The organism is Azorhizobium oxalatiphilum, from assembly GCF_014635325.1.
Taxonomy (GTDB): Bacteria; Pseudomonadota; Alphaproteobacteria; order Rhizobiales; family Xanthobacteraceae; genus Azorhizobium; species Azorhizobium oxalatiphilum.
Genome location: NZ_BMCT01000010.1, coordinates 149,569 through 170,415, shown reverse-complemented (window position 1 = coordinate 170,415; position 20,847 = coordinate 149,569). Strand labels below are relative to the sequence as shown.

The 20,847-nt window shown below is 62.5% G+C and carries 16 protein-coding genes; 12 read left to right on the top strand and 4 right to left on the bottom strand.

What is annotated here, in order from left to right; all coding sequences use genetic code 11:
• Positions 1-253: 253 nt before the first annotated feature.
• The 7 genes from IEW24_RS25690 to IEW24_RS25660 all read left to right on the top strand — a co-directional run bounded on the left by IEW24_RS25690 (position 254) and on the right by IEW24_RS25660 (position 14,068).
• A complete protein-coding gene (locus IEW24_RS25690; RefSeq protein ID WP_244644673.1) occupies positions 254-517 on the top strand; it encodes a helix-turn-helix transcriptional regulator in 264 nt (87 codons plus the stop codon).
• Between the two features lie 1,377 nt (positions 518-1,894).
• On the top strand, positions 1,895-3,409 hold the full coding sequence (locus IEW24_RS25685; protein WP_188583759.1) for a site-specific integrase: 1,515 nt from the start codon (positions 1,895-1,897) through the stop codon (positions 3,407-3,409).
• A gap of 9 nt (positions 3,410-3,418) precedes the next feature.
• Positions 3,419-6,430, top strand: coding sequence for a VPA1269 family protein (locus IEW24_RS25680; protein WP_188583758.1), 3,012 nt, complete (start codon positions 3,419-3,421; stop codon positions 6,428-6,430).
• A 23-nt stretch (positions 6,431-6,453) separates the two neighbouring features.
• Complete coding sequence (locus tag IEW24_RS25675; RefSeq protein WP_188583757.1) at positions 6,454-7,128, top strand: hypothetical protein; 675 nt, start codon at positions 6,454-6,456, stop codon at positions 7,126-7,128.
• Positions 7,129-8,589: 1,461 nt separating this feature from the next.
• Positions 8,590-10,083: a M48 family metalloprotease gene (locus IEW24_RS25670; protein WP_373870138.1), complete on the top strand. Its 1,494-nt coding sequence runs from the start codon at positions 8,590-8,592 to the stop codon at positions 10,081-10,083.
• Positions 10,084-10,468: 385 nt separating this feature from the next.
• Positions 10,469-12,160 carry a 30S ribosomal protein S1 gene (rpsA, locus tag IEW24_RS25665; RefSeq protein WP_188583756.1) on the top strand — a complete coding sequence of 564 codons (1,692 nt, stop codon included), beginning with the start codon at positions 10,469-10,471 and terminating at the stop codon, positions 12,158-12,160.
• 237 nt (positions 12,161-12,397) lie between these two features.
• Complete coding sequence (locus IEW24_RS25660) at positions 12,398-14,068, top strand: serine hydrolase (protein WP_188583755.1); 1,671 nt, start codon at positions 12,398-12,400, stop codon at positions 14,066-14,068.
• A 33-nt stretch (positions 14,069-14,101) separates the two neighbouring features.
• On the opposite strand, the gene IEW24_RS25655 is transcribed toward IEW24_RS25660, so the two are convergent.
• Together IEW24_RS25655 and IEW24_RS25650 are read right to left on the bottom strand one after the other, a co-directional pair.
• On the bottom strand, positions 14,102-14,482 hold the full coding sequence (locus tag IEW24_RS25655; protein WP_188583754.1) for a type II toxin-antitoxin system RelE/ParE family toxin: 381 nt from the start codon (positions 14,480-14,482) through the stop codon (positions 14,102-14,104).
• Positions 14,482-14,742, bottom strand: a complete 261-nt coding sequence (locus tag IEW24_RS25650; RefSeq protein WP_188583753.1) for a CopG family ribbon-helix-helix protein — start codon at positions 14,740-14,742, stop codon at positions 14,482-14,484. The genes IEW24_RS25655 and IEW24_RS25650 overlap by 1 nt, the downstream gene beginning before the upstream one ends.
• 133 nt (positions 14,743-14,875) lie before the next feature.
• Here IEW24_RS25650 and sppA point away from each other — a divergent pair, with 133 nt between their 5' ends.
• From sppA to IEW24_RS25635, 3 genes are all read left to right on the top strand, one after another.
• Positions 14,876-15,841, top strand: a complete 966-nt coding sequence (gene sppA / locus IEW24_RS25645) for a signal peptide peptidase SppA (RefSeq protein WP_188583752.1) — start codon at positions 14,876-14,878, stop codon at positions 15,839-15,841.
• A 127-nt stretch (positions 15,842-15,968) separates the two neighbouring features.
• Positions 15,969-16,253 (top strand): integration host factor subunit beta, encoded by a 285-nt coding sequence (locus IEW24_RS25640; RefSeq protein ID WP_188583751.1) that lies wholly within the window; start codon positions 15,969-15,971, stop codon positions 16,251-16,253.
• Positions 16,254-16,261: 8 nt separating this feature from the next.
• A complete protein-coding gene (locus tag IEW24_RS25635) occupies positions 16,262-16,630 on the top strand; it encodes a LapA family protein (RefSeq protein ID WP_188583750.1) in 369 nt (122 codons plus the stop codon).
• A gap of 315 nt (positions 16,631-16,945) precedes the next feature.
• Here IEW24_RS25635 and modD read toward each other — a convergent pair whose 3' ends face one another.
• Positions 16,946-17,782, bottom strand: coding sequence for a ModD protein (gene modD / locus IEW24_RS25630; RefSeq protein ID WP_188583749.1), 837 nt, complete (start codon positions 17,780-17,782; stop codon positions 16,946-16,948).
• A 130-nt stretch (positions 17,783-17,912) separates the two neighbouring features.
• Positions 17,913-18,758, bottom strand: coding sequence for a hypothetical protein (locus tag IEW24_RS25625; RefSeq protein WP_188583748.1), 846 nt, complete (start codon positions 18,756-18,758; stop codon positions 17,913-17,915).
• Between the two features lie 467 nt (positions 18,759-19,225).
• On the opposite strand from IEW24_RS25625, the gene IEW24_RS25620 reads away from it, so the two are divergent.
• Both IEW24_RS25620 and ahpD read left to right on the top strand, forming a co-directional pair.
• Entirely contained in the window at positions 19,226-19,780 is a 555-nt protein-coding gene (locus IEW24_RS25620) for a peroxiredoxin (RefSeq protein WP_188583747.1), read from the top strand.
• Between the two features lie 4 nt (positions 19,781-19,784).
• On the top strand, positions 19,785-20,330 hold the full coding sequence (gene ahpD, locus IEW24_RS25615) for an alkylhydroperoxidase, AhpD family (protein ID WP_188583746.1): 546 nt from the start codon (positions 19,785-19,787) through the stop codon (positions 20,328-20,330).
• Positions 20,331-20,847: the final 517 nt, after the last annotated feature.

The following is a 20,847-nucleotide window of genomic DNA, read 5'->3' as shown; positions in this document are numbered from 1 at the left end:
GGCCCCAACCGAGAGGAGAACGCTCGAGAGCGTTTTCCCCGCGCCTCCCTTAGAGCCAGCGAACAGAACAAGTTCGGCACCCACAGCGTCCACCTCCATCGAATCAGGCATGCCGCCTCGATACTGACGGAGAAGAATTCGTTCAAGTGTGATTTGGCGCTTTTACCCCGATCTCATGGCGCATTTTTTGCCCCCCATGGCGCATCAGAGCCATATATTGACATGAAGGATTGGGAGCGCGCACTTCGTGCAAATGTCGCTCGTGAGCTACCGCATTCTCAAGGCTGCTAGGACCCTGCTGGAACTGTCGCAGGATGACCTAGCCAATGCTGCAGGAGTGAGCCGTCGGACGGTGCAGCGTTTAGAAAACGGCGACCAAACTTTATCTGTGAAAATGCACGACACGATCCAGCGGACTCTGGAACGCAGAGGCGTGCAGTTCATAGGCCGAACACCGAATGCCGGCGAAGGCTTCACGCTGCCGCGAGAGACAGACGAAGCGACAGATCATCGCTAGCCTATTAGCGTAGGCTGCCACCTGTGGCACCGCAGCTAACCTGCAGCAACCAGCTGCATGATGGCGGAGAGAAGTTGTGTGGGATCGCCCTATCAGGACGCTTCACGCGCGCGATAGTAGAATCCAGATGATCGGCAGAACTTCAGTTCGCGCGGTTGACGTTGCCCCCTTCCGCAGGCGGAAGAATCAGGATGGAGAGGCACTCACTGCCGCGAACAATGACAATCATTAGCGGCCGGCCACATTCAGCTATGAGGCGATCCACTCTTTACGCCAAGGGCCGGACCCGCGGCGGGGTTGCATCGGCGAAGTTGCCGATGCCGTCGGCGTCAATGGGGTCGATTTTGGCCTGCCTGCCGAGCGCACGGGCGAGAGCGCGCACCTGAGCCCGAATAACGGCATCCTTGCCGAAGCGTGTTCTTGCGGGCCTGGCGACTGTTCGGAGTCGAAGGAACGAAGGGCGGAGCGCCGGTCTCTCCCCTCCGACGACCCCTGGAGGGGGCGGCACCGCCCGCCCCCTCCCTCACCGGATCGGACAGCTCAACCGAAGGCGGCAGGAGCAGGCTACGAGGGTGACGCCTCCTCGCAGCTCAAAGGCCTTACGGACTGCGGTGGCTCCGCTACCGCCGGCTCAGCACCAAGGTCTTCCTTCGATCATTTCAGCATCGCCGCCGCCTAACGGCCTCGCGGCGGCGGGAGCCCGTTACACAAAGGCCCGCTTGCGGGGGCAGGCCAAGACCAGGAACGGCCAGGGTACGCTCCCTCCTATCAGGCGCCGCTCCGAAGCGCGCGCCCCCTCACCAAGCGCAAACCAAGCTCAACTTCGAATAAAAAATTATTCAAAAACCTAAGCATAAACACATCAGAGAATATTTCTGATGAAATATCACGCTATATCATCGACGCCAATGTATTAATTAAGCATTTATAATTACTTTTGAGTTTTTATACATTATATTTACTTAATATCTGAACAAACAAACATAAGACCCCACGCATAAGCACCAGACGGCGCATGCGCGCGAATCCTTGACCGCGAAGCGCCTCGCAAGGATTAAATTCTTTGGAAAAATCTAAACCAACCATTTTCAAAGAATTCGATGCCAATTAATCTTAATTGACTTCGAAAGGATTCAATACTTCATATCTATTATTGCATTTTGATCGACGACAGATCTCGACACTCACGGAAAAAAGCGAACAAAAACATCGTTTTTTCAGAACATCATATTGACATCACTATCTTTGCCCATCAGCATACTAAGACCCATCTGCCATTCCCATGGCGAAGGGGCCTACTGCATTGCAGGTCAGGCACAAATAGCTCGTTGTAGAATGGCGTCCGCCGGACATGGCGGCGAACGGAAAGGTGCGCGTATGAAGTCCCTTCCGACCATGCATCGCGCTTTGCACCATATGGTGCTCACCCAGCAATATCCGAGCATTCCGGGCCTCACCCTGCCCGCCCTCTACCTCTTTGAGGGCGGAGACTGTCAACGACCACGCCTGTTTCAACTTGGCCTGCGCTACCTCATCGCCAACTCCGCTAGGAGTTCGAACTGGATGAGGTCACGAATGAACGCAGTCGGTATCTTCTATGACTACCTGGTTCAGCGTGCAGATCATTTAGCTCAACACGCTCTCTCCAGCTCTTTACCGATGCACACCATTGCCCTTCAGGAATTTGTTAATCATCTGATCTTTGGGACGATTACCGACTGGCCTGCCGGGTCGACGGACCCAACCGGGCTATTTTGGGCACCGGCAGGCAGCGGCGTGGTCTCGAGCATCGTCTCAAGCTTGAATGATGTCATCATCGAGACCGAGAAATATGGCTTCGCGCCACAACACCCCCCTCAATGGGGACCATGGACAGCGCGCAAAGGAAGCGAGCCGACGGGTATCGATGCGGTCAGATTGGCTTCGGCAGCCCGAAAGGCCAGCGAGAACAACTCGCTATCATACTACCTCCCTCGTAAAGCCGAGATCATCTCTCCTTCGGCCCGCCTCATTACGCCGACTGCCTCGATACGACTAACCGAGGAAACAAAATCCTTTCCCGCCCCCGTTGTCCGAACTTTTCTTGAGGAAGGCTTCCAGACGCGGCGCGCTGAAAATCATGCCGCGTCACTCGCGGCAATTCTGATGTTCGGAGGAGGAATGCGTGTTTCTGAGCCTCTGCACATCTGGGTTGAAGACATCTCGGTAGGGCAAGGGAGAGTGAAGGTGCTCGTCCGCCACCCACAGACTTTTGAGATCAGGAAGGGACGCCATCTCATCAGCCGCGACGAGTACCTGCGGCGCCATAGCTCGGACCTGCGCGCACGCAATAAAATTTCCGGACCACTCCATGCTGGGTGGAAAGGGATGCTGATGAACAAGAAGCACGAATGCCTACTGCATTGGCTTCCCGTCTTCGGGCTTGAGGAACTGTTCCTTGAGCGACTGACCATCTACCTTTCCGAGATTCGCCCTGCACTAATGGAGCGGCGGCTGTCTAGGGGCATGTCAGATCACCCTTTTCTTCTAGTCTCCGCAGGCGACTCCCATACCGAGACCGACTCGTCCGCCGGCGATCCTTATTCTCTGAAATCTCTCAGAAAGGCCTGGCAGGAGGCAGTGTGGCGCCTATCTGCGCGCTATCCCGACCTAAATCTGATTCATGACAAGGATGCTGGAACCACGGCGCATGGGGCCAGGCATTTTTATGGCAAGACATTAAAGGCACTCAGAGCACCTCGAGAGGTCATTCGCGTGTGCATGAGGCATAAATCGCCACACAGCCAAGACGTATACACCGAGCCAAGCTGGTCGGAAGTTCATGCGTTGATCGATGGACCAATTCGGCGGACCGCCTTGCGAAACCCCGATCTTATTCCCACCATTGCATGAGGCCAAGCGATGGCTGATAATCATAAGTTCATCAACGTAAGCTCCGAAGACCTGTTCATTGAGGGTGATCCTCAGATGGAGGCAATCGAGGACACCCTTGATTGTATTATGTTTCACGATCAGGTCACGCGTCACATGGTCGATGTCGAATGGTTGCGCGAGAAAAATCCCGACATCCATTGGAGGCATGACGCTAATTGCCGCAAGTTGATCGAAGCGCACATTAATGGACGAGTTGTTACGAGCCCGACCCGCTTCTCGACAGCCTATCCGCGATTTTCTTATTACTTGAGCGACTTAGTTCTGAAATGCCATCCATTCGGAAGAAGCCTTCTTGAGGCATTCGTGCAGGCGGGCCTATTTGAGCTCCTGCCCGCCAATATAACATACCAGGCTCGGGCAGTACTGGAGCGCGTCACAAAGGTGCTTCTGGCTTGCCTGTGCCTGTGCACCTGCGGAATGCTGACCGTTGACGACCTTAATGGTCAGCATTTCTCGATCTGGTTTGGCTTCTTTCGAAATCCAACCACGAAGGATTGGAACGATGAGGCGTTCGCTCCTGGTGATCGTATAATATATCGTCAATGCTTGCGTGCAATCACCGCAGCATACGCTAGGATTTCGGGAGACGAGCGACTACTCGCCTTAACCAAACGTCACCGCACCCCTAAAGACTTGAGCTCTAGTCCTCGATATCTTCAGATAACGGATGGCCCTATTGCGCTTGAATGGCAGGGTGAAATCGATAATTGGTCGAAGACCCTGCGCAAAGTTAGTGCAAAACGGGCCAACATACTTCCTCACATTTTTTGGTGGCTGAACCTCCATAGCTGGGACCGCCTACCAACGCCTTCCGAACTTCTCCTCCATCACGATCCTGCTATCCGCTTCGTCGACTTCCTGACCGAGAAACACGCGGGCAAGCTGGCGCCCCACCATGTCAACATCGCAAACTCCGTAATGAGGTTCTTTAATTACGTCGGCCGTCGAAACGACGCAATCAATCATCTCATCACCGATGATGATATACAGATACTTTGGAATAACATCAGGAACAGCGGCTATGAACCACCTGCTGAAACAACATCGAACCCGCTGCCGGAGCGCTTAGCTCAACTGGCCAATTCAATCTGCAAGGAAGGGGAGAAGGGCTGGCCGGGAACGGTTTGTTTATACAGCCCCGATGCTCTGTTCGGATGGCACGAGCGAGACAAATATTGTCCTGTTTTACCAACATTTTTCATTCTTCTTTTCGAGCTTCCTCTTCGCGCGATTCAGGCGCGACGACTAGACAGTGGAGAAGGCGATGTTCATCGCTACAACGGACACACGAGACGGTGGGAGAAAAATGCCGGCATGCATGCCGGTTACTGGAAAAGACGTCGTAGCGACAATCATCAACATGGATATGCCGTAAAATTCGGTACGGAGGAAAGGTCTCTGACCGGGTTCTTCATCAATTCAAACAAAGGGTCTAGCCCGTATAAAGTCCCGTGGCAACACGACGAACTGCACAATATACTTTACGATCTTGCGCTGTGGCAGGAAGCTAATAACCCCATTAGCAAGCCTCTGCATCCAGCAGAATACATTGAGGAGGCCGATCGGAAGGATGCCGATCGCTTGGATGTGCTCGGAAGACCTTCAATATTTCCGCTCTTCAGAGTACCCGGAGTGGGAACGAATGGAGTTCGCGGAGGGATTGTCACCCGCCGCATGATTTCTGATTTCTGGTTCGCACTTCTAGAAGAAACAGAAAGAAGATGGAACCATTTAAATCCCGATGAACAAGTATCATTGGTTCGACATTCACATAATGGAGCGCCCTCAGGAACAAATTTTAATGTTCACGGACTCCGCTCTCGCGGAATAATATTTATGATTGACGCTGGAGTTCCATTTGAAATTGTCTCCAGACTCCTAGCTGGACACTCTAACGATCGAATGACTATCTATTATTGGAAAGTCAGTCTGGTAAAAATGCATGAAACCTTGGAGTCGATATTAAGCGGCGAGGGCCGCTTAGCATTCGAGCGCGAATGCAACGAACTACGTGCAATTGATCCCTCCGTCGCCAAAAGCCGCCTCGTAGCCGTGAACGACGAGGCCTTCACGAGCGCCACCCAGATGTCGGTGGTCGCCAAGCTCGCGTGGATCGACGTCGGGATAGGGATTTGCCCCTTCGAGGCCAAACGCTGTTATGACGGCGGCCCGAAGGTGCAACAAGGGAGGAGAATGGTCCACGGCCCAGTCCCCGGCGGGCGTCAATGCGTACTCTGCCGACATTTTTTCACCGAACAAAAGTATAGGATGCAATTGGTGATTCATGGAATCGGACTATGTCATCAGACTAATGCGTTAAGAGATCGGCATCGGGAAGTATCCCATCAGATCGAGTCTCTCGAGCAGGAGCTGATGTCTACTCCTAAGGAGAATCGACTGAGCATCGAGCGGCAAATAGCTGTCCTTGGACAGACACAACACCAGCTCGCAGAGAACGCAAATTGGTTATGTGCCGCAGTTTGGCACACGATGTTGCTCCTCGAGCGGCTGGTCAGACTCGATCCGGAATTTGAGCGCGCAACAGGAAAACAGGATCCCGAAGGCCGGATCGTGGGCTTCGAGGAAGGAAGCGAGTACGAGCAGACTGCTGCGGTGGCAATGCTCGGAAAATATTACCCCAATCTCCTCAATGATTACGCACTCCAGCGCCGCAACGAGTTCGTCGATCGCGTCATGTGGGATCTCGGCGTTAAGCCCATCACATTCCTCGATCGCAATGAGGACGTGAAGAGGCGTCTGTATGACGAAGCTGCCCTGTTGATCGCGGAGTTGTCCAAGGACCACTTGATGGCGTTGGAGAGCGGCGCTGCCACCTTGAGCGAACTCGGCGTTGCTGAGGACATGCGTCAGCTCTTCCAAGGACGCCAATTTGAACAGATAGAGCTGCAAGCAGGCCCTCAATCTAACGCCATTCTTGCGCGAAAGCCGGCAGGCAAGAAGAGGGGCTCGTCCCGGTGACACGGAAACGGGACGTAGCCATCGTGGATGAGGCGATACAAGCTACGATCCGGCTATTGGAAGCGATTCCGGAGGGAATGCGTGGCAAGTTCAAGCGTAACGCGGAGCGCATTGCTTCGCTAAGCAAGGAGTGTCTCGAATCCCGCCCGATTCTGGAGCCGACGGCAACGCTGATCTCGCGACTGGGCAGGATGCGTTTCGGCACATTCCCTGCACCGCAGTCCATCTTGAATATCTATTCAGACTACTTGCGCCCGTACCGATTCGCGTATGAAAAACTCCTGACCGCGAACTCTCCGAAGGTCCGAGCCGCGACCGAGGAAGTCCTAAATAATAGGCCATCCTCTGGTAACGAGGCACTACTGATCCAGATCATCATTGAGCAGAAGAGGAAGCTCGACGCAGCAATGCAACTCATACGCGAGACAGCACCATTGCCGTCGCCGGATCCCACTCCGCTTGGCGAAAAGACCGTGCCTGCAAAAGTCGACGCGTCTCGCAGAGTGCTAGATCTCGAGCCACTCGAGAAATGGCTGGAAGACCTGGAACTGGGAAGGAACTTATATGTCGAGTTCGACGCTTTGGGCCTTCGAGTAGCGAGAACCGCTCGCGCTCGCTCGATCATCATGCGCGCCGACGCATATGCCTGCATGAAGGAATGCATCGACGAATGGAGAAAGGTAGCAAAGCGTAAGTGAGAAACAGCGAGCCAACGGCAGCCAATTTGGCGCCGCCTGGGTGCATACCGCTGGCACCTACCTCACCTACTGGATCAATCCGCGCTGTACCGCCAGCGCCAATTTAGCAAGCACCGCCTGTCCATCGACACGCAGTCCAACTATCAAAATGCGAGTGGCGTCCGTGGAGGGACTCGAACCCCCGGCCTAAGGTTTCATCCCACTTCGGCTTTCGCCGCCGCCGCGAGGCGTTCGTGGTCTGGACTGTCCCTTCACCATCGGAATGATCCATTAGGTGCTGCCCGTCCAGTCTCTACACCTTCCCATCTGCGTCCGAAGACACCGAGGGGCTTGGCTCGGGATTGGCATGCGGCTGACGCCGCGCAGCGTTCCCCGACTTTGAGCAGATCGATTGCGGCGTTTCCTTCCGCAACCCCCAATTTATAGGAAACCTTCGCTCTATCCTGCTGAGCTACACGGACCCATGACGTAGTTTAACCCCTCTCCCGTATTGCAGTAGCCATACCACTTTCAAGTGTCAACAATCGCAGTCACTTAAACCAGAATGGTAGCGCTCCGGGGCCAACTTCCGCTCTATCCTGCTGAGCTACGGGGACGCCTTCTTCCTCATACCGGAACGGGAGGAACGGGGAAAGACGCTGTAAGAAAGGGTGAAGAGTTGCCCACCTCTTCGCTCTGGAGCCCGGCGCCGGCATTGGCTAATCTCGCGCAAGTCCTTGTTTCCATTATAAACAGGGGCTTGGCCATGGCCCGGCGGCACCTCGTGCGGGCCTGGCAGGCAGGAAACGAGCGGATCAACGCGGGAGATTAGCGCGGGGATTGCGGACGCAAGGCGGGAAACGGAAGCCGGGCGAGGCGCGCGGATGGCGCATGGCTCTGCTGCATAAAGATCACACTCGCGTCACGGCGTGCGCGGGACGGGAACCAGCCGCCGTGTTTTCGCGCTATGGCCTCGCTCCCGCCATGTTGCGCAGCACCTTACGGGATGCCATCACCCGGAACCGGCAACCCGGACGGGACTGGCAACCGGGACCGGCGGACAGGGCATCCGGCGTTCCTCCTGAAAGGGAAGAGCGCATTGGGCGCCAGTCATGTCAGGTTCATGAAACGTTCTCCATGATGGTGCAACAAACGCCATGCAGGAGCAGCCGGACGGAAACCGACGGCACGACACAGGGTGGGAACGGGACCGGTGGCAACCGGGACCGGAAAGGTACGGACCGAAAAGGTGCGGACCAGGAAAGCGCGGACCGGGAAAGCGGGAGACCGCTGGCGCGGGCCGCAGGCGGATGGAGAACCATCCGCACGCAGGGCGTTGGACGAGGGGACAAGGTGAGCGTGTCGCGGGGACAGGCAGGACTGGGGGATTTGCCGTGGAGCGGACCGTCCGTTCCGCAGGACGCTTCCGTGCGCCCGTCTGCATGGCAGGCATTGGCCCGTCAGCCCTCGGCCCGTCAGTCCTTGGCTGCGCGCATCCGCGCGCTTGCCCCCATCTCGCTCCGCGCCGGGCGCACCGCGGCTCTGCTCGCGGCCCTCGGAGGCGTGCTGACGGGATGCGGCAGCGTCGATCTCGACCGCGCCAGCGTGCCCCTCACCCGCGCCTCGCTCGCCGCTTCCGACACTGCCGGCATGTCGCCCGCCCAGCGGCGCGAGCATGAGCGGCTGGTCGCCTCCTATGGCGGCGCCTATGACGATCCCGAACTCAAGGCTCTGATCCAGTCCGTGGTGGAGCGGCTGGTGGCCGCCTCCGAGCGGCCGGACCTGAAATATCGCGTCACCGTGCTGAACTCGCCGGCCATCAACGCCTTCGCGCTGCCGGACGGCTCGCTCTATGTGACCCGCGGCCTGCTGGCGCTGGCCAACGACACCTCGGAAATGTCCTCCGTGCTGGCGCACGAGATGGCGCACGTGATCGCCCGCCACGCCTCCATCCGCGAGGATCAGGTGAAGCAGGCGGTGCTGGTGAGCCGCGTCATCTCCGACGTGGTGGCCGACCAGAACATGGGCGCCCTCGCCATGCAGAAGAGCCGGCAGACGCTGGCCACCTTCTCGCGCGGACAGGAGCTGGAGGCGGACGCCATCGGCGTCGGCATCGCCGCGCGCGCCGGCTTCGATCCCTATGGCGCCTCGCGCTTCCTCACCGACATGGGCAAGCAGGCCGGCATCCGCTCGAATGCGCTGGCCGGCAACGCCACGCCGGACATGGACTTCCTGTCCTCGCACCCGGCGACCCCGGAGCGAATCTCCATCGCCATCGCCAATGCCCGCGAATATGCCGCCCCCGGCAATGGCGAGCGCGACAAGGCCGCCTATCTCGCCGCCCTGAACGGCATGGTCTATGGCGACGATCCGAAGGAAGGCTTCGTGCGCGGGCGGAACTTCTTCCACCCCAAGCTCGGCTTCACCTTCACCGCGCCCGAGGGCTTCTCGCTGGAGAACACCTCGCAGGCGGTGCTGGGCGCCACCTCCTCCGGCTCCGAGGCGCTGCGGCTCGACGCGGTGCGCGTGCCCGGCGACCAGTCGCTCGGCCAGTATCTCTCCTCCGGCTGGATCGACGGGGTGGAGATCAATTCGGTGGAGACGCTCAGCGTCAACGGCTTCTCCGCCGCAACCGCCGTGGCGCGGGGCGAGCAGTGGTCGTTCCGCATGTTCGCCATCCGCTTCGGCTCGGACGTCTATCGCCTCATCTTCGCCGCCCGCACGCTCACCCCGGATCTGGACAAGCAGTTCCGCGCCGCCGCCGAGACCTTCCGGCGGGTCGCCACCAACGAGGCGGAAACGGTGAAGCCGCTGCGCATCCGCATCGCCACCGTGGGGCTGACGGACAATGTGGAGAAGATGGCCGGGCGCATGCAGGTGCCGGACCGGCCGATGGAACGCTTCCTCATCCTCAACGGCCTCGATAAGGACGCCAAGCTCCACTATGGCGACAAGGTGAAGATCGTCACCGATTGAGCCCTGCGGCGCCACGGTGTCCCGGTGCCGCAATCGGCTGGGGAATGCAGCGCAAAAACGCACTGCCGCATGGTTTTCCCGGCGGCGAACCCTTGCGGTTACGTAGATTTTCCACTACGTAACCCGCAGTTCCTGGCTGCGCATCCCATCGTGGAGGCCGCTTGGGCGGGCCGGTGGCGCGGGATACGCGCGATCGCGACACGGAGGTTGTCCCGCCTGAGGTTTTCGCGCGCAGCGGCCGGAAACATCCCAACCCTTGTTCGTATCGCGCAGTCTTTGCGCCGGCCCGCCGGTTTTCCGGCGGCGGTTCGGGTGTCTCCCGAGCCACCTGCACGATACGGGCGTCCCAACACGAGACGCCGGCGCCGAGACGTTCGGAGACTAGATGTCCGCCGTAGAAACCACACGTGAAGATTTTGCCGCCCTTCTGGACGAGAGCTTCGGCCGCGCCGACCTCCAGGAAGGCGCCGTCGTCAAGGGCCTCGTTGTCGCCATCGAGAAGGATCTGGCGATCATCGACATCGGCCTGAAGACGGAAGGCCGCGTTGCGCTGCGCGAGTTCGCCGGCCCGGGCCGCGAGAACCCCATCAAGGTGGGCGACGAGGTCGAGGTCTATCTCGAGCGCGTCGAGAACGCCATGGGCGAAGCCGTCCTCTCGCGCGACAAGGCGCGCCGCGAGGAGAGCTGGGTCAAGCTCGAGAAGGCGTTCACCGCCAATGAGAAGGTCACGGGCGTGATCTTCAACCAGGTCAAGGGCGGCTTCACCGTCGATCTCGACGGCGCCGTGGCCTTCCTGCCGCGTTCGCAGGTGGACATCCGTCCGATCCGCGACGTCGCCCCGCTGATGCACAATCAGCAGCCCTTCCAGATCCTCAAGATGGATCGCCGCCGCGGCAACATCGTCGTGTCGCGCCGCACCGTGCTGGAAGAGACCCGCGCCGAGCAGCGTCACGAACTGGTCCAGAACCTCGAAGAGGGTCAGGCCATCGAGGGCGTGGTCAAGAACATCACCGATTACGGTGCGTTCGTTGATCTGGGCGGCATCGACGGCCTGCTGCATGTCACCGACATCGCATGGCGCCGCGTGAACCACCCCACCGAAGTGCTGAACATCGGCCAGACGGTGAAGGTGAAGATCATCAAGATCAACCACGAGACGCACCGCATCTCGCTCGGCATGAAGCAGCTCCTCGGCGATCCGTGGGAGGGCATCGAGGCCAAGTATCCGGTGGAGGCCCGCTTCAAGGGTCGCGTCACCAACATCACGGACTACGGCGCGTTCGTCGAGCTGGAGCCGGGCATCGAAGGCCTGATCCACGTGTCCGAGATGTCCTGGACCAAGAAGAACGTCCACCCCGGCAAGATCGTCTCGACCTCGCAGGAAGTGGAAGTTCAGGTGCTCGAGGTGGATCCCGCCAAGCGCCGCATCTCGCTGGGCCTCAAGCAGACCCTGCAGAATCCGTGGGAAGCCTTCGGCGAGAAGTATGCCCCCGGCGCGGTGGTCGAGGGCGAAGTCAAGAACAAGACCGAGTTCGGTCTGTTCCTGGGCCTCGACGGCGACGTGGACGGCATGGTGCACCTGTCCGACCTCGACTGGAACCGTCCGGGCGAGCAGGTCATCGACGAATTCCGCAAGGGTGACACCGTGAAGGCGGTGGTGCTCGACGTGGACGTCGAGAAGGAGCGCATCTCGCTCGGCATCAAGCAGCTTGCCGGCGACCCCTTCGCCGACGCCGGCGAAGTGAAGAAGGGTGCGATCGTCACCTGCGAAGTCACCGACGTGAAGGACGGCGGCATCGAGGTGAAGCTCACCGGCACGGATCTGTCCGCTTTCATCAAGCGTTCGGAACTGGCCCGCGAGCGCAACGACCAGCGCCCCGAGCGCTTCTCGGTCGGCGAGAAGCTGGACGCCCGCGTCACCCTGTTCGACCGCAAGGCGCGCAAGGTGCAGGTTTCCGTCAAGGCGATGGAAATCGCCGAGGAGAAGGAAGCCGTGGCGCAGTACGGTTCGCAGGACTCGGGCGCCTCGCTCGGTGACATCCTGGGCGCCGCTCTCAAGCAGCGCACCGGCGAGTGATCTCAAGTCCTTAGTTGGCTTGAACAAAATCGGAAGGCCGGCGCCCAGCGCCGGCCTTTTTTGTTGCCCTGCGCCTTGAGCTTCGCCATGCTCGCCGCTGTTTTGGAGCCGGATCGGATCAGATGAAATCTGACCCGTGAATCCGCCTCCAACGTTTTGATCGAGAACGTCTTGCGGCTTGGATTGCGAAGCAATCAAAGCCGGACGTGCTCGGGGTGGGCATTGCAGGAGGCCTTCATGGCGCACTACGACGACCCCGCAGCGACGCGTCACGCGTCCCCCGAAACCGCCACGTCCCGCGAGAGCGATCCGGCAGCGCCTTCCGGCCCGCTGCTCTCCCGTCGCAGCCTCGCCACCGGCGCGCTGGCTGCCGCCGGCGCCGCGGCCTTCGCCGCCACCGCCTCGGCCCAGATGCCGACCCCGCAGGCGGCCAAACGCACTGAGGCCTCCGCCTCTCCCCTGCTCGGCCGCCTGACCACGGTCATGCCCGGCATCGAGACGCGTCTCGTCGAGGCCATGAAGACCTTCGACGTGCCGGGCTGCATGCTCGGCATCGTCTCCGGCGACAAGCTCGTCTACACCAAGGGCTTCGGCGCCCGCTCCAAGAGCGACAAGCGGCCGGTGGACAGCCGCACCCAGTTCCAGATCGGCTCCACCACCAAGGCCTTCCTCGCCACCACCATGGCCATCGGCGTGGACAAGGGCTGGCTCGCCTGGGACGATCGCATCTCGGACCGCCACCCCGGCTTCGCGCTGAAGGATGACTGGGCGAGCCGCGAATTCCGCCTGTTCGACATCATCGCCCAGCGTTCCGGCCTGATGCCCTATGTGAACGACGGTCTCACCGCGCTCGGCTACCCGCCGCCGGACCTTGTGCACTCGCTGCGCTATGTGGAGCCGGTATCGAGCTTCCGCTCAGCTTTCGCCTACACCAACATCACCCATCTGGTGGCCGGCGAGGTGGTGGCGAAGGCCAGCGGCGCCAAAGACTGGGATGCGGTGGCGCAGGCCGAGATCCTCGATCCGCTGGGCATGAAGGAGACGAGCTTCACGGCCGAAGCCATCTCGGCCGCTCCCAACCATGCCACCGGCCATACGTGGGTGCCCAAGGGCTCCATCGAGATCCCGTTCGATCCCTCCTTTCCCTATTCGCTGGGGCCGGCGGGCAACATGAACTCCACGCTGGAGGACATGGCGCGCTGGATGCGCCTGCACCTCGCCAACGGCGCGTTCGAGGGCAAGGAGATCGTCTCGCCCGCCAATCTCGGCGTCACGCGTATTCCGCGCGTGGGCATGAGCGATACCATCGCCTACGCCATGGGCTGGCTGCTCATGTCCACGCCCAACGGCCGGGTGATCTGGCACAATGGCGGCACCAACGGCTTCGGCACCCATTTCGGCTTCCTGCCGGACAAGGGGCTGGGCGTGATCGTGCTCAGCAACCTGCAGAACATCGGTTTCGTGGATGCGCTGGCGCTCAGCATCTATGACGCGCTGCTGGAGAATCCCGCGCAGGACTATTTCGCCCGCGAGATCGAGAAGGCGAAGGCCGGTGCCGCCGCCGACGATGCCCGCTACACCCCGCCCAAGTCCCCCACGCCGCCGCTCGATCCGGCAGCCCTCGCCGGCACCTATAAGAGCGAGATGCTGGGCGAGGTGAAGGTGGAGGTCGACGGCAAGGGGCTCGCCGCCCGCTTCAAGACCGGCGCGGTGCTGAACCTGACACCTTTCGATGGCCCGCTCTATCTGGTGCGGCTGAAGGCAGAGGGACGGTTCGCCCCCATAGTCGCCATGTCGGCGGATGCGCCGACCGGCTTCATGTCCTTTGCCGCCGACGCCTCCGGCAAGCTGAACCGCATGACCTGGCTCTATGACGACAGCCAGAGCTACGTGCTGACGCGCGTGTGAGCGGGGGGAAGTGACGAACCCGGACGGCGGCGCTCAGGCGTCGGCGTCCGGCTCGGGGTCCGCTTCGGGTCCGGCCGGGGCCACTTCGGTCTTGGGGGCCACGTCGGGTGAAGCCTCGTAGTCGAAATCAGGGGCGATCGGCAGGCCCGCGGGTTGCTGTCGCCCATGACGGACGGACAGCACATCCAACGCCTCGTCACGCACTTGATAATCCAACACATAGTCCCCGCTCACCAACCGGCGAACGCCGGCCATGGGAAGCGCCTCGCCGCTCGCGGGATAGGTGGCGAGGAGCTGTTGAGCACTGCGCATGCGGCCAAGGAAAGCCTCGGCGGCCGCACGGCTGTGGCGGCGCAGATAGGCCGCCTCCTCCAGCAGATAGGCTCGCGCCCGTGGCGACAGGCGCACCTTCATCAGGCGACGTTTTTGCGGATGATCGCCTCGACCTCGGCCAGTACGTCATCCATCGCGTGCCCCTTGCCGGCGGCCATCTCCTCCTGCCCCTGGGCCGCAGCGAGGATGTCCGCGCCCTCCCCCGCCAGATAGAGGCGCAGCGCACGCACCATCACCCAGCTGCGTGTCCGATCCGAAACCTTCGCGATGGCCTCGATATCGGCCAGCACATCACGGGGCAGGCGGACGGGAATGGGATCGGACAAGTCCGGCTTGGCCATGGCGCACCCTCATCTGTAATACGCCGTATAATACAACATCCGTGCCGGCTGACCAAGCACGCCTCCTTCCCTTGCCAAGCCGCCGCCCGCCCGCTTAAGTGCGCCGCTCAGCGGGGGCTGACCGGAGATCCTGATGTCGCTCGACGTGGACCAGATCGTTGACCGCCGCCGCCTGCGCCGCAAGCTCAGCTTCTGGCGCGTCGTCGGCGTGCTCGCGGTGGTCGCCGCCGTGGCGGTGGGCGGTTACGTGACATACGGTCGCGATATCCTACCCTCCTCGCCCCATGTGGCGCGCATCGTGGTGGGTGGCATCATCCGCACCGATCGCGAGCGGGTGGAGATGCTGGACCGCATCGCCAAGTCCAATGCCAAGGCCGTCATCGTCTCCATCGACAGCCCCGGCGGCACCGTCACCGGCGCCGAGCAGCTCTATGACGCCCTGCGGCGTCTCGCCGAGAAGAAGCCGGTGGTGGCGGTGGTGGAAGGCATGGCCGCCTCCGGCGGCTACATCGCCGCCATGGGCGCGGACCATATCGTCGCGCGCCGCAACGGCATGGTGGGGTCCATCGGCGTCATCTTCCAGTATCCCAACGTCACCGAGCTGCTGGGCAAGATCGGCGTGACGGTGGAGGATATCAAATCCTCGCCGCTGAAAGCCGTGCCCAATGGCTACCAGCCCACCAGCCCGGAAGCGCGCGCCGCGATCAACAGTCTGGTGGTGGACAGCTACGGCTGGTTCAAGGGCCTCGTCTCCGACCGCCGCAAGGTGTCCGACACCCGCCTCGCGGAAGTCACCGACGGCCGCGTCTTCACCGGCCACCAGGGCCTCGCGCTGCAGCTGGTGGATGAGGTGGGCGACGAACGCACCGCACGCGCCTGGCTGGCGCGGGAGAAGGGCGTGTCGGAGGATCTGCGCGTGCGCACCTGGCGCACGGAGAAGACGTCGAGCGAGTTCTCCTGGCTGCGCGGCATGGCTGCGACGCTCGCCGCCGCAACCGGCTTCGAGAGCGTGGCGGGCTATCTTTCCGAGGCAACCCAATCCGCTTTGGAACGGGCGAAACTTGACGGGCTTTTGGCCCTCTGGCAGGCTCCGATCTAGACTACGCGCGGTGGGATGCGGCGTTGCCGTTCCGGGGCCTCAGGCCGACACCGCACAAGCTGTCACGACACGGCGCGTCAGCGTATTATTGCGATTCCCATCTGGCACCGGAAATTTTGAGCCGACAATGATCAAGTCCGAACTGGTGCAGAAGATCGCCGAAGCCAATCCGCATCTTTATCAGCGTGACGTTGAGAACATCGTCAACGCCATCCTCGACCAGATCGTGGATGCGCTGGCGAAGGGCGACCGCGTGGAACTGCGCGGCTTCGGCGCCTTCTCCGTCAAGCATCGCGAGGCCCGCACCGGCCGCAACCCGCGCACCGGCAAGCAGGTGGACGTCACCTCCAAGAGCGTGCCCTACTTCAAGACCGGCAAGGAGATGCGCGAGCGTCTCAACGACGGGGACTGAGCAGCACCGTGGGTCGCATCCTCTCCGTTCTCATCGGCCTGCCGGTCTCCATCCTGCTGGTGGCACTGGCGGTGGCCAACCGTCGCCCGGTCACGCTCTCGCTGGATCCCTTCTCGCCGGACTCGCCCGCCCTCTCGGTCACGGTGCCGCTGTTCTCCATCGTCTTCGGTGGCGTGATTCTGGGCCTGATCATAGGCGGCCTCTATACGTGGCTGCGTCAGGGCCGCCATCGCAAGCAGGCGCGGCAGGCCAAGCGTGACCTCAACCGCCTGAAGGCCGCCAACGAGGCCGCGCCCACCGTGACCGGACCGCTGCCCGGCAGCGCGCTCGCCCTCGGCAGCTCCTCGCGCGGCGCGTCCCTGCCCGCCCGCCGCTGAGCCGGCAGGACCGGCGGCACGTGTGCCGCCGCCTGAACCCTGCGCAGATCCGTCAGCGATAGCCTGATCCTCGGAAACCGAACCGCCGGATGAGCCCAGAGCGTTTCATCGTTTCATGGAAACGCTGAAACGCTCCAACTCTTTGATAGAGAATGTCTTGCGGCTTGGATTGCGGAGCAATCAAAGCCGGACATGCTCTAGGCCCTTCCGGCGGTTTCGGCCCGCCGTGGCGTGTCCCCCCGGACATCCCCCGCCACCCGCACGGCCCGCTTCCACGCGCCGCCCGTGTTCCTGTCAATCGCCGCGCAGCCCGCGTCAGGCGGCCTCCAGCGTCACCTTCACGTCCGCCGGCGCCGCCCAATAGGGCGCGGAGGACACCAGAATGTGCGCCCCGGCACGGGCGTAATCCGCCGCATTGCCCGCATTCACCCCGCCCGCCGCCGCCACCCGCGCCGGGCTGCCCGCTGCCGCCACGTCCGCCACCACGGCGGCGATCTCGGCCGGCGTCATCTTCTCGCACTGGAGGATGTCCGGCCCCGCCGGAAGGATGGCCCGCACGCCCTCCAATGTGTCCACCTCCACCACGATGCGCTTTTCGGGCGCGGCTGCCCGCAGCCGGGCGATGGCCGCCAGCGGATCGGCCAGGAAGGCGCGATGCTCGGGAAAGACGAGAACGGTTTCCGACAGGCCGAGGCGATGCGGCTCGGCGCCGCCGGCCCGGATCGCCTCGATCATCGCCGCCTTGTTGCCGGGAAAGGTTTTTCGCGTGGTGACGACGGCGATGTCCGGGGACACCGCGCGGGCCGCATCCACCATGGCCGCCGTGGCGGTGGCGATGCCGGAGAGATATTCCACCAGCGTCTGCGCCACCTTCCAGGCCTGATGCAGCGCGCCCGCCGTGCCGCTGGCTTCCAGCAGCAGATCGCCCGCCGCCACCCGCGTGCCCGTGGGCCGCACCACCTGCGCCGCGCCGCCGGCCTGCGTCACCAGTTGCGCGGCGACCTCGATGCCGCACACCACGCCCGGCCTGCGCATCTGGAAGCGCATGCGCCCCGGCCGGTCGCCGATGCCAAGCAGATGGGTGGTCAGATCCCCATGCGGCACATCTTCCGCCAACAGGGACTCGATCCGCTCCGACGACCACGCACGCATACGCTCAACTCCGGGGACGTCAGGCTGCAGGTGTCACGTGCGAAGGCCGGGCGCTGGCACCGTGGGCGCTGGCACCATGGGGCGACACGCCCCGGCGCCAGCCGCCCGATGGTGCGCCCGCCCCGGTGTCTCAGTGCGACACCCCGGCGCCCGCCACCATGGTCTCCATGGTGCGCACCGCATCCAGCGTGGCGGCAGCGATGCGCTGCGCCCGCTCGCTGGGGCCGAGCCAGCTCGGTTCGGAGCCGGGATCGACCTCCAGCAGCTTCAGCCCATCCGGCACATCGACGCCGCTGCGCACGAGGCCCCGCAGATGTCCCGTAAGCGGAGCCGTGACCAGCACATCATTGCATGTGCCGATCACCGCGTCGCGGGTCACGCGGTCGCCGATGGCGCAGTCCGTCAGCCACAGGCCGCCGCCCACCGCGCGGGCGAAGCGCTCGCGCCCCGCACCCGCCAGCGGCGCGGAACGGCCGTGGGCGGCCAGCGTGGAGCCTTCGCGCAGCACGCCGATGGCTTCCGGCGCCGTCTCCACCGCCACGTCCACATGGCGGCCGGCAGTGAACCCCGGCCCGAGGCCGATGGTGAGACGGGCGAAGGGGCGGATATCCACCTTCAGCGAGCGCAGGCGCAGGCGCGCATCCACCAGCAGATCGATCAGGCCGAGGCAGAGCAGGTCGCCCAGCTCCATGGTCGTGACCATGACGCCGTTGCGCTCCGTGAAGCCGCGCAGCACCTCCACCAGCGCATGGGTGGGGCGGGCGGTGACGCCCATCAGTTCGGAGAAGCCTGTGACCAGCGCGTCGTCGAAAGCCATGCTCCGGCGCAGCACCGGCTGAGCCGGATCCCGCGAGACCACCACGCCGTAGCCCGCCTGAAACAGCCGGCAGGCCACCGCGGACGCCACATCATTGGTGCCGAGCACCACGGCCACCGGCGCACGACGCGACGGCCTGAAGTCTGTTTCGTTGCGCATCGTGTCTCCCGTCGCCGGCCCCACCCGCGATCCACCCGCCGCCCGCATGCCGCGCGCGACCGGCACGGTGCTCAGAGGCCGCCCTGCCCATCCGTTCCAACGCGTCGCCACAGCGGGCGTGCCGCACCGGATCCCCCTGCCGCCGCTTGAAGGCGGGGACGGCAGTCCTCTAGCGACATTCATGCCAAGCGCTGACGTGGCGAACCGCAGCTGCAACCTTCCGCAAAGGAACAGGCGCGGGTGCACGCTTTCCGCCCTGGCACCGCAGCGGCGGCGGGTGCCGCGCAGGCTTCCCGACAGGCGCGCCCCGGCTGTCGTGTCGCAAACCCGACATTCAGGACCTGTCGCAAACGCGCTGATTGGAATCAGTAGCGTTTCGAGCTTCCCGGACCGCTGGCACGGGCGTTGCAGCATGTCCGCCAGACGATGACTGCGCGCTTCGCCGCGCGACCATTGGAGACATTCTTATGCTCGGCATTGGCAACACCCTTCCTGAGTTCTCGATCACCGGCGTCAAGCCCGGCTTCAACTTCCACGAGGAGAACGGCCAGCCCGCGTTCGAGACCCTCACGGCGGAGAGCTTCCCTGGTAAGTGGAAGATCATTTTTTTCTATCCCAAGGATTTCACCTTCGTGTGCCCCACCGAGATCGCGGAATTCGCCCGCCTCTCCGGCGACTTCGCCGACCGTGACGCGGTGGTGCTCGGCGGCTCCACCGACAATGAGTTCGTGAAGCTCGCCTGGCGGCGCGACCACAGGGATCTGAACCGCCTGCCCATCTGGTCCTTCGCCGACACCAACGGCTCGCTGGTGGACGGGCTGGGCGTGCGCTCACCGGACGGGGTGGCCTATCGCTACACCTTCGTGGTGGATCCGGACAATGTGATCCAGCACGTCTATGCCACCAACCTCAATGTCGGCCGCAATCCGAAGGATACGCTGCGGGTGCTGGACGCGCTGCAGACGGACGAACTGTGCCCCTGCAACCGCGAAGTCGGCGGCGACGTGCTGAAGGTGGCCTGAGCAGATGAGCATCGAAGACCTGAAGTCGCTGCTCCCCGGTTTCGCCAAGGATGTGAAGCTGAACCTCTCGGCCCTGCCGCGCGAGGACAGCCTCACGCCCCAGCAGCTTTATGGGCTGCTGGTGGCCTGCGGGCTCACCACCCGCAACGCTGAGGTGGCGCAGGCGCTGGAGAGCGAGGCCGCCCCGCATCTCTCCCCGGCGGCGCTGGACGCGGCGAAGGCGGCCGCCTCCATCATGGCCATGAACAATGTCTATTACCGTTTCACGCATCTGGCGGCCAACAAGGCCTATGAGACCCTGCCCGCCAAGCTGCGCATGAGCGTGATCGGCAATCCCGGCGTCGAGAAGGCCGATTTCGAGCTGTGGTCCCTGGCGGTCTCCGCCATGAACGGCTGCGGCCGCTGCATCGATGCCCATGAGGCCGTGCTGCGCGAGGCCGGCCTCAGCGAGGCGCAGATCCAGACAGCGGTGCGCGTGGCCGCCGTCATCGCCTCCACCGCCGTCGCCCTTGAGGCGGCCGGCGATCGGCTGCCAGCCGCAGCCGAGTAGTGACAGCACAACATTTGTGCGGCCGCGGCGGATGTTCTGCGGTCGAACAGCTCCATTAGTTGACGCAAATCAAAGTCGGCTCATCTCCACGCGGGTTCCATTAGAACATCTCGAAAAGATCAGCGGTCCACCGCCAGAGACCGCATCAGGGAATACCGATAGGGAACACCCGTCAGGAGGCCGATCCCTCATATGCCGCTCTGCGGCTGGGAGCACGCCAATGACCGATTTCTTCCAGGTACGTGTGCCTCGGTCCACGTCGGCATTGCCCGACGCGCCGAGGGTTCAGACGAGGCCGGACGGTGGCGCGGTGCAGCGCCGGACGGAGACCGGCCGACCGGAGGCGGTGCAGATCGAGAACGCGCGGCGCGATGCCGGACGTCAGGAGAGCGGGCGTTCGGACGGTCGGCGGGAGACCGCCGACCGGGCCGGATCGCCGCGCGAGTCCCGCCATGACGATATCTTTCACTCCGACCCGCTTCAGGCCGGAGTCCTGCACGACGTTTCATCGCGCCAC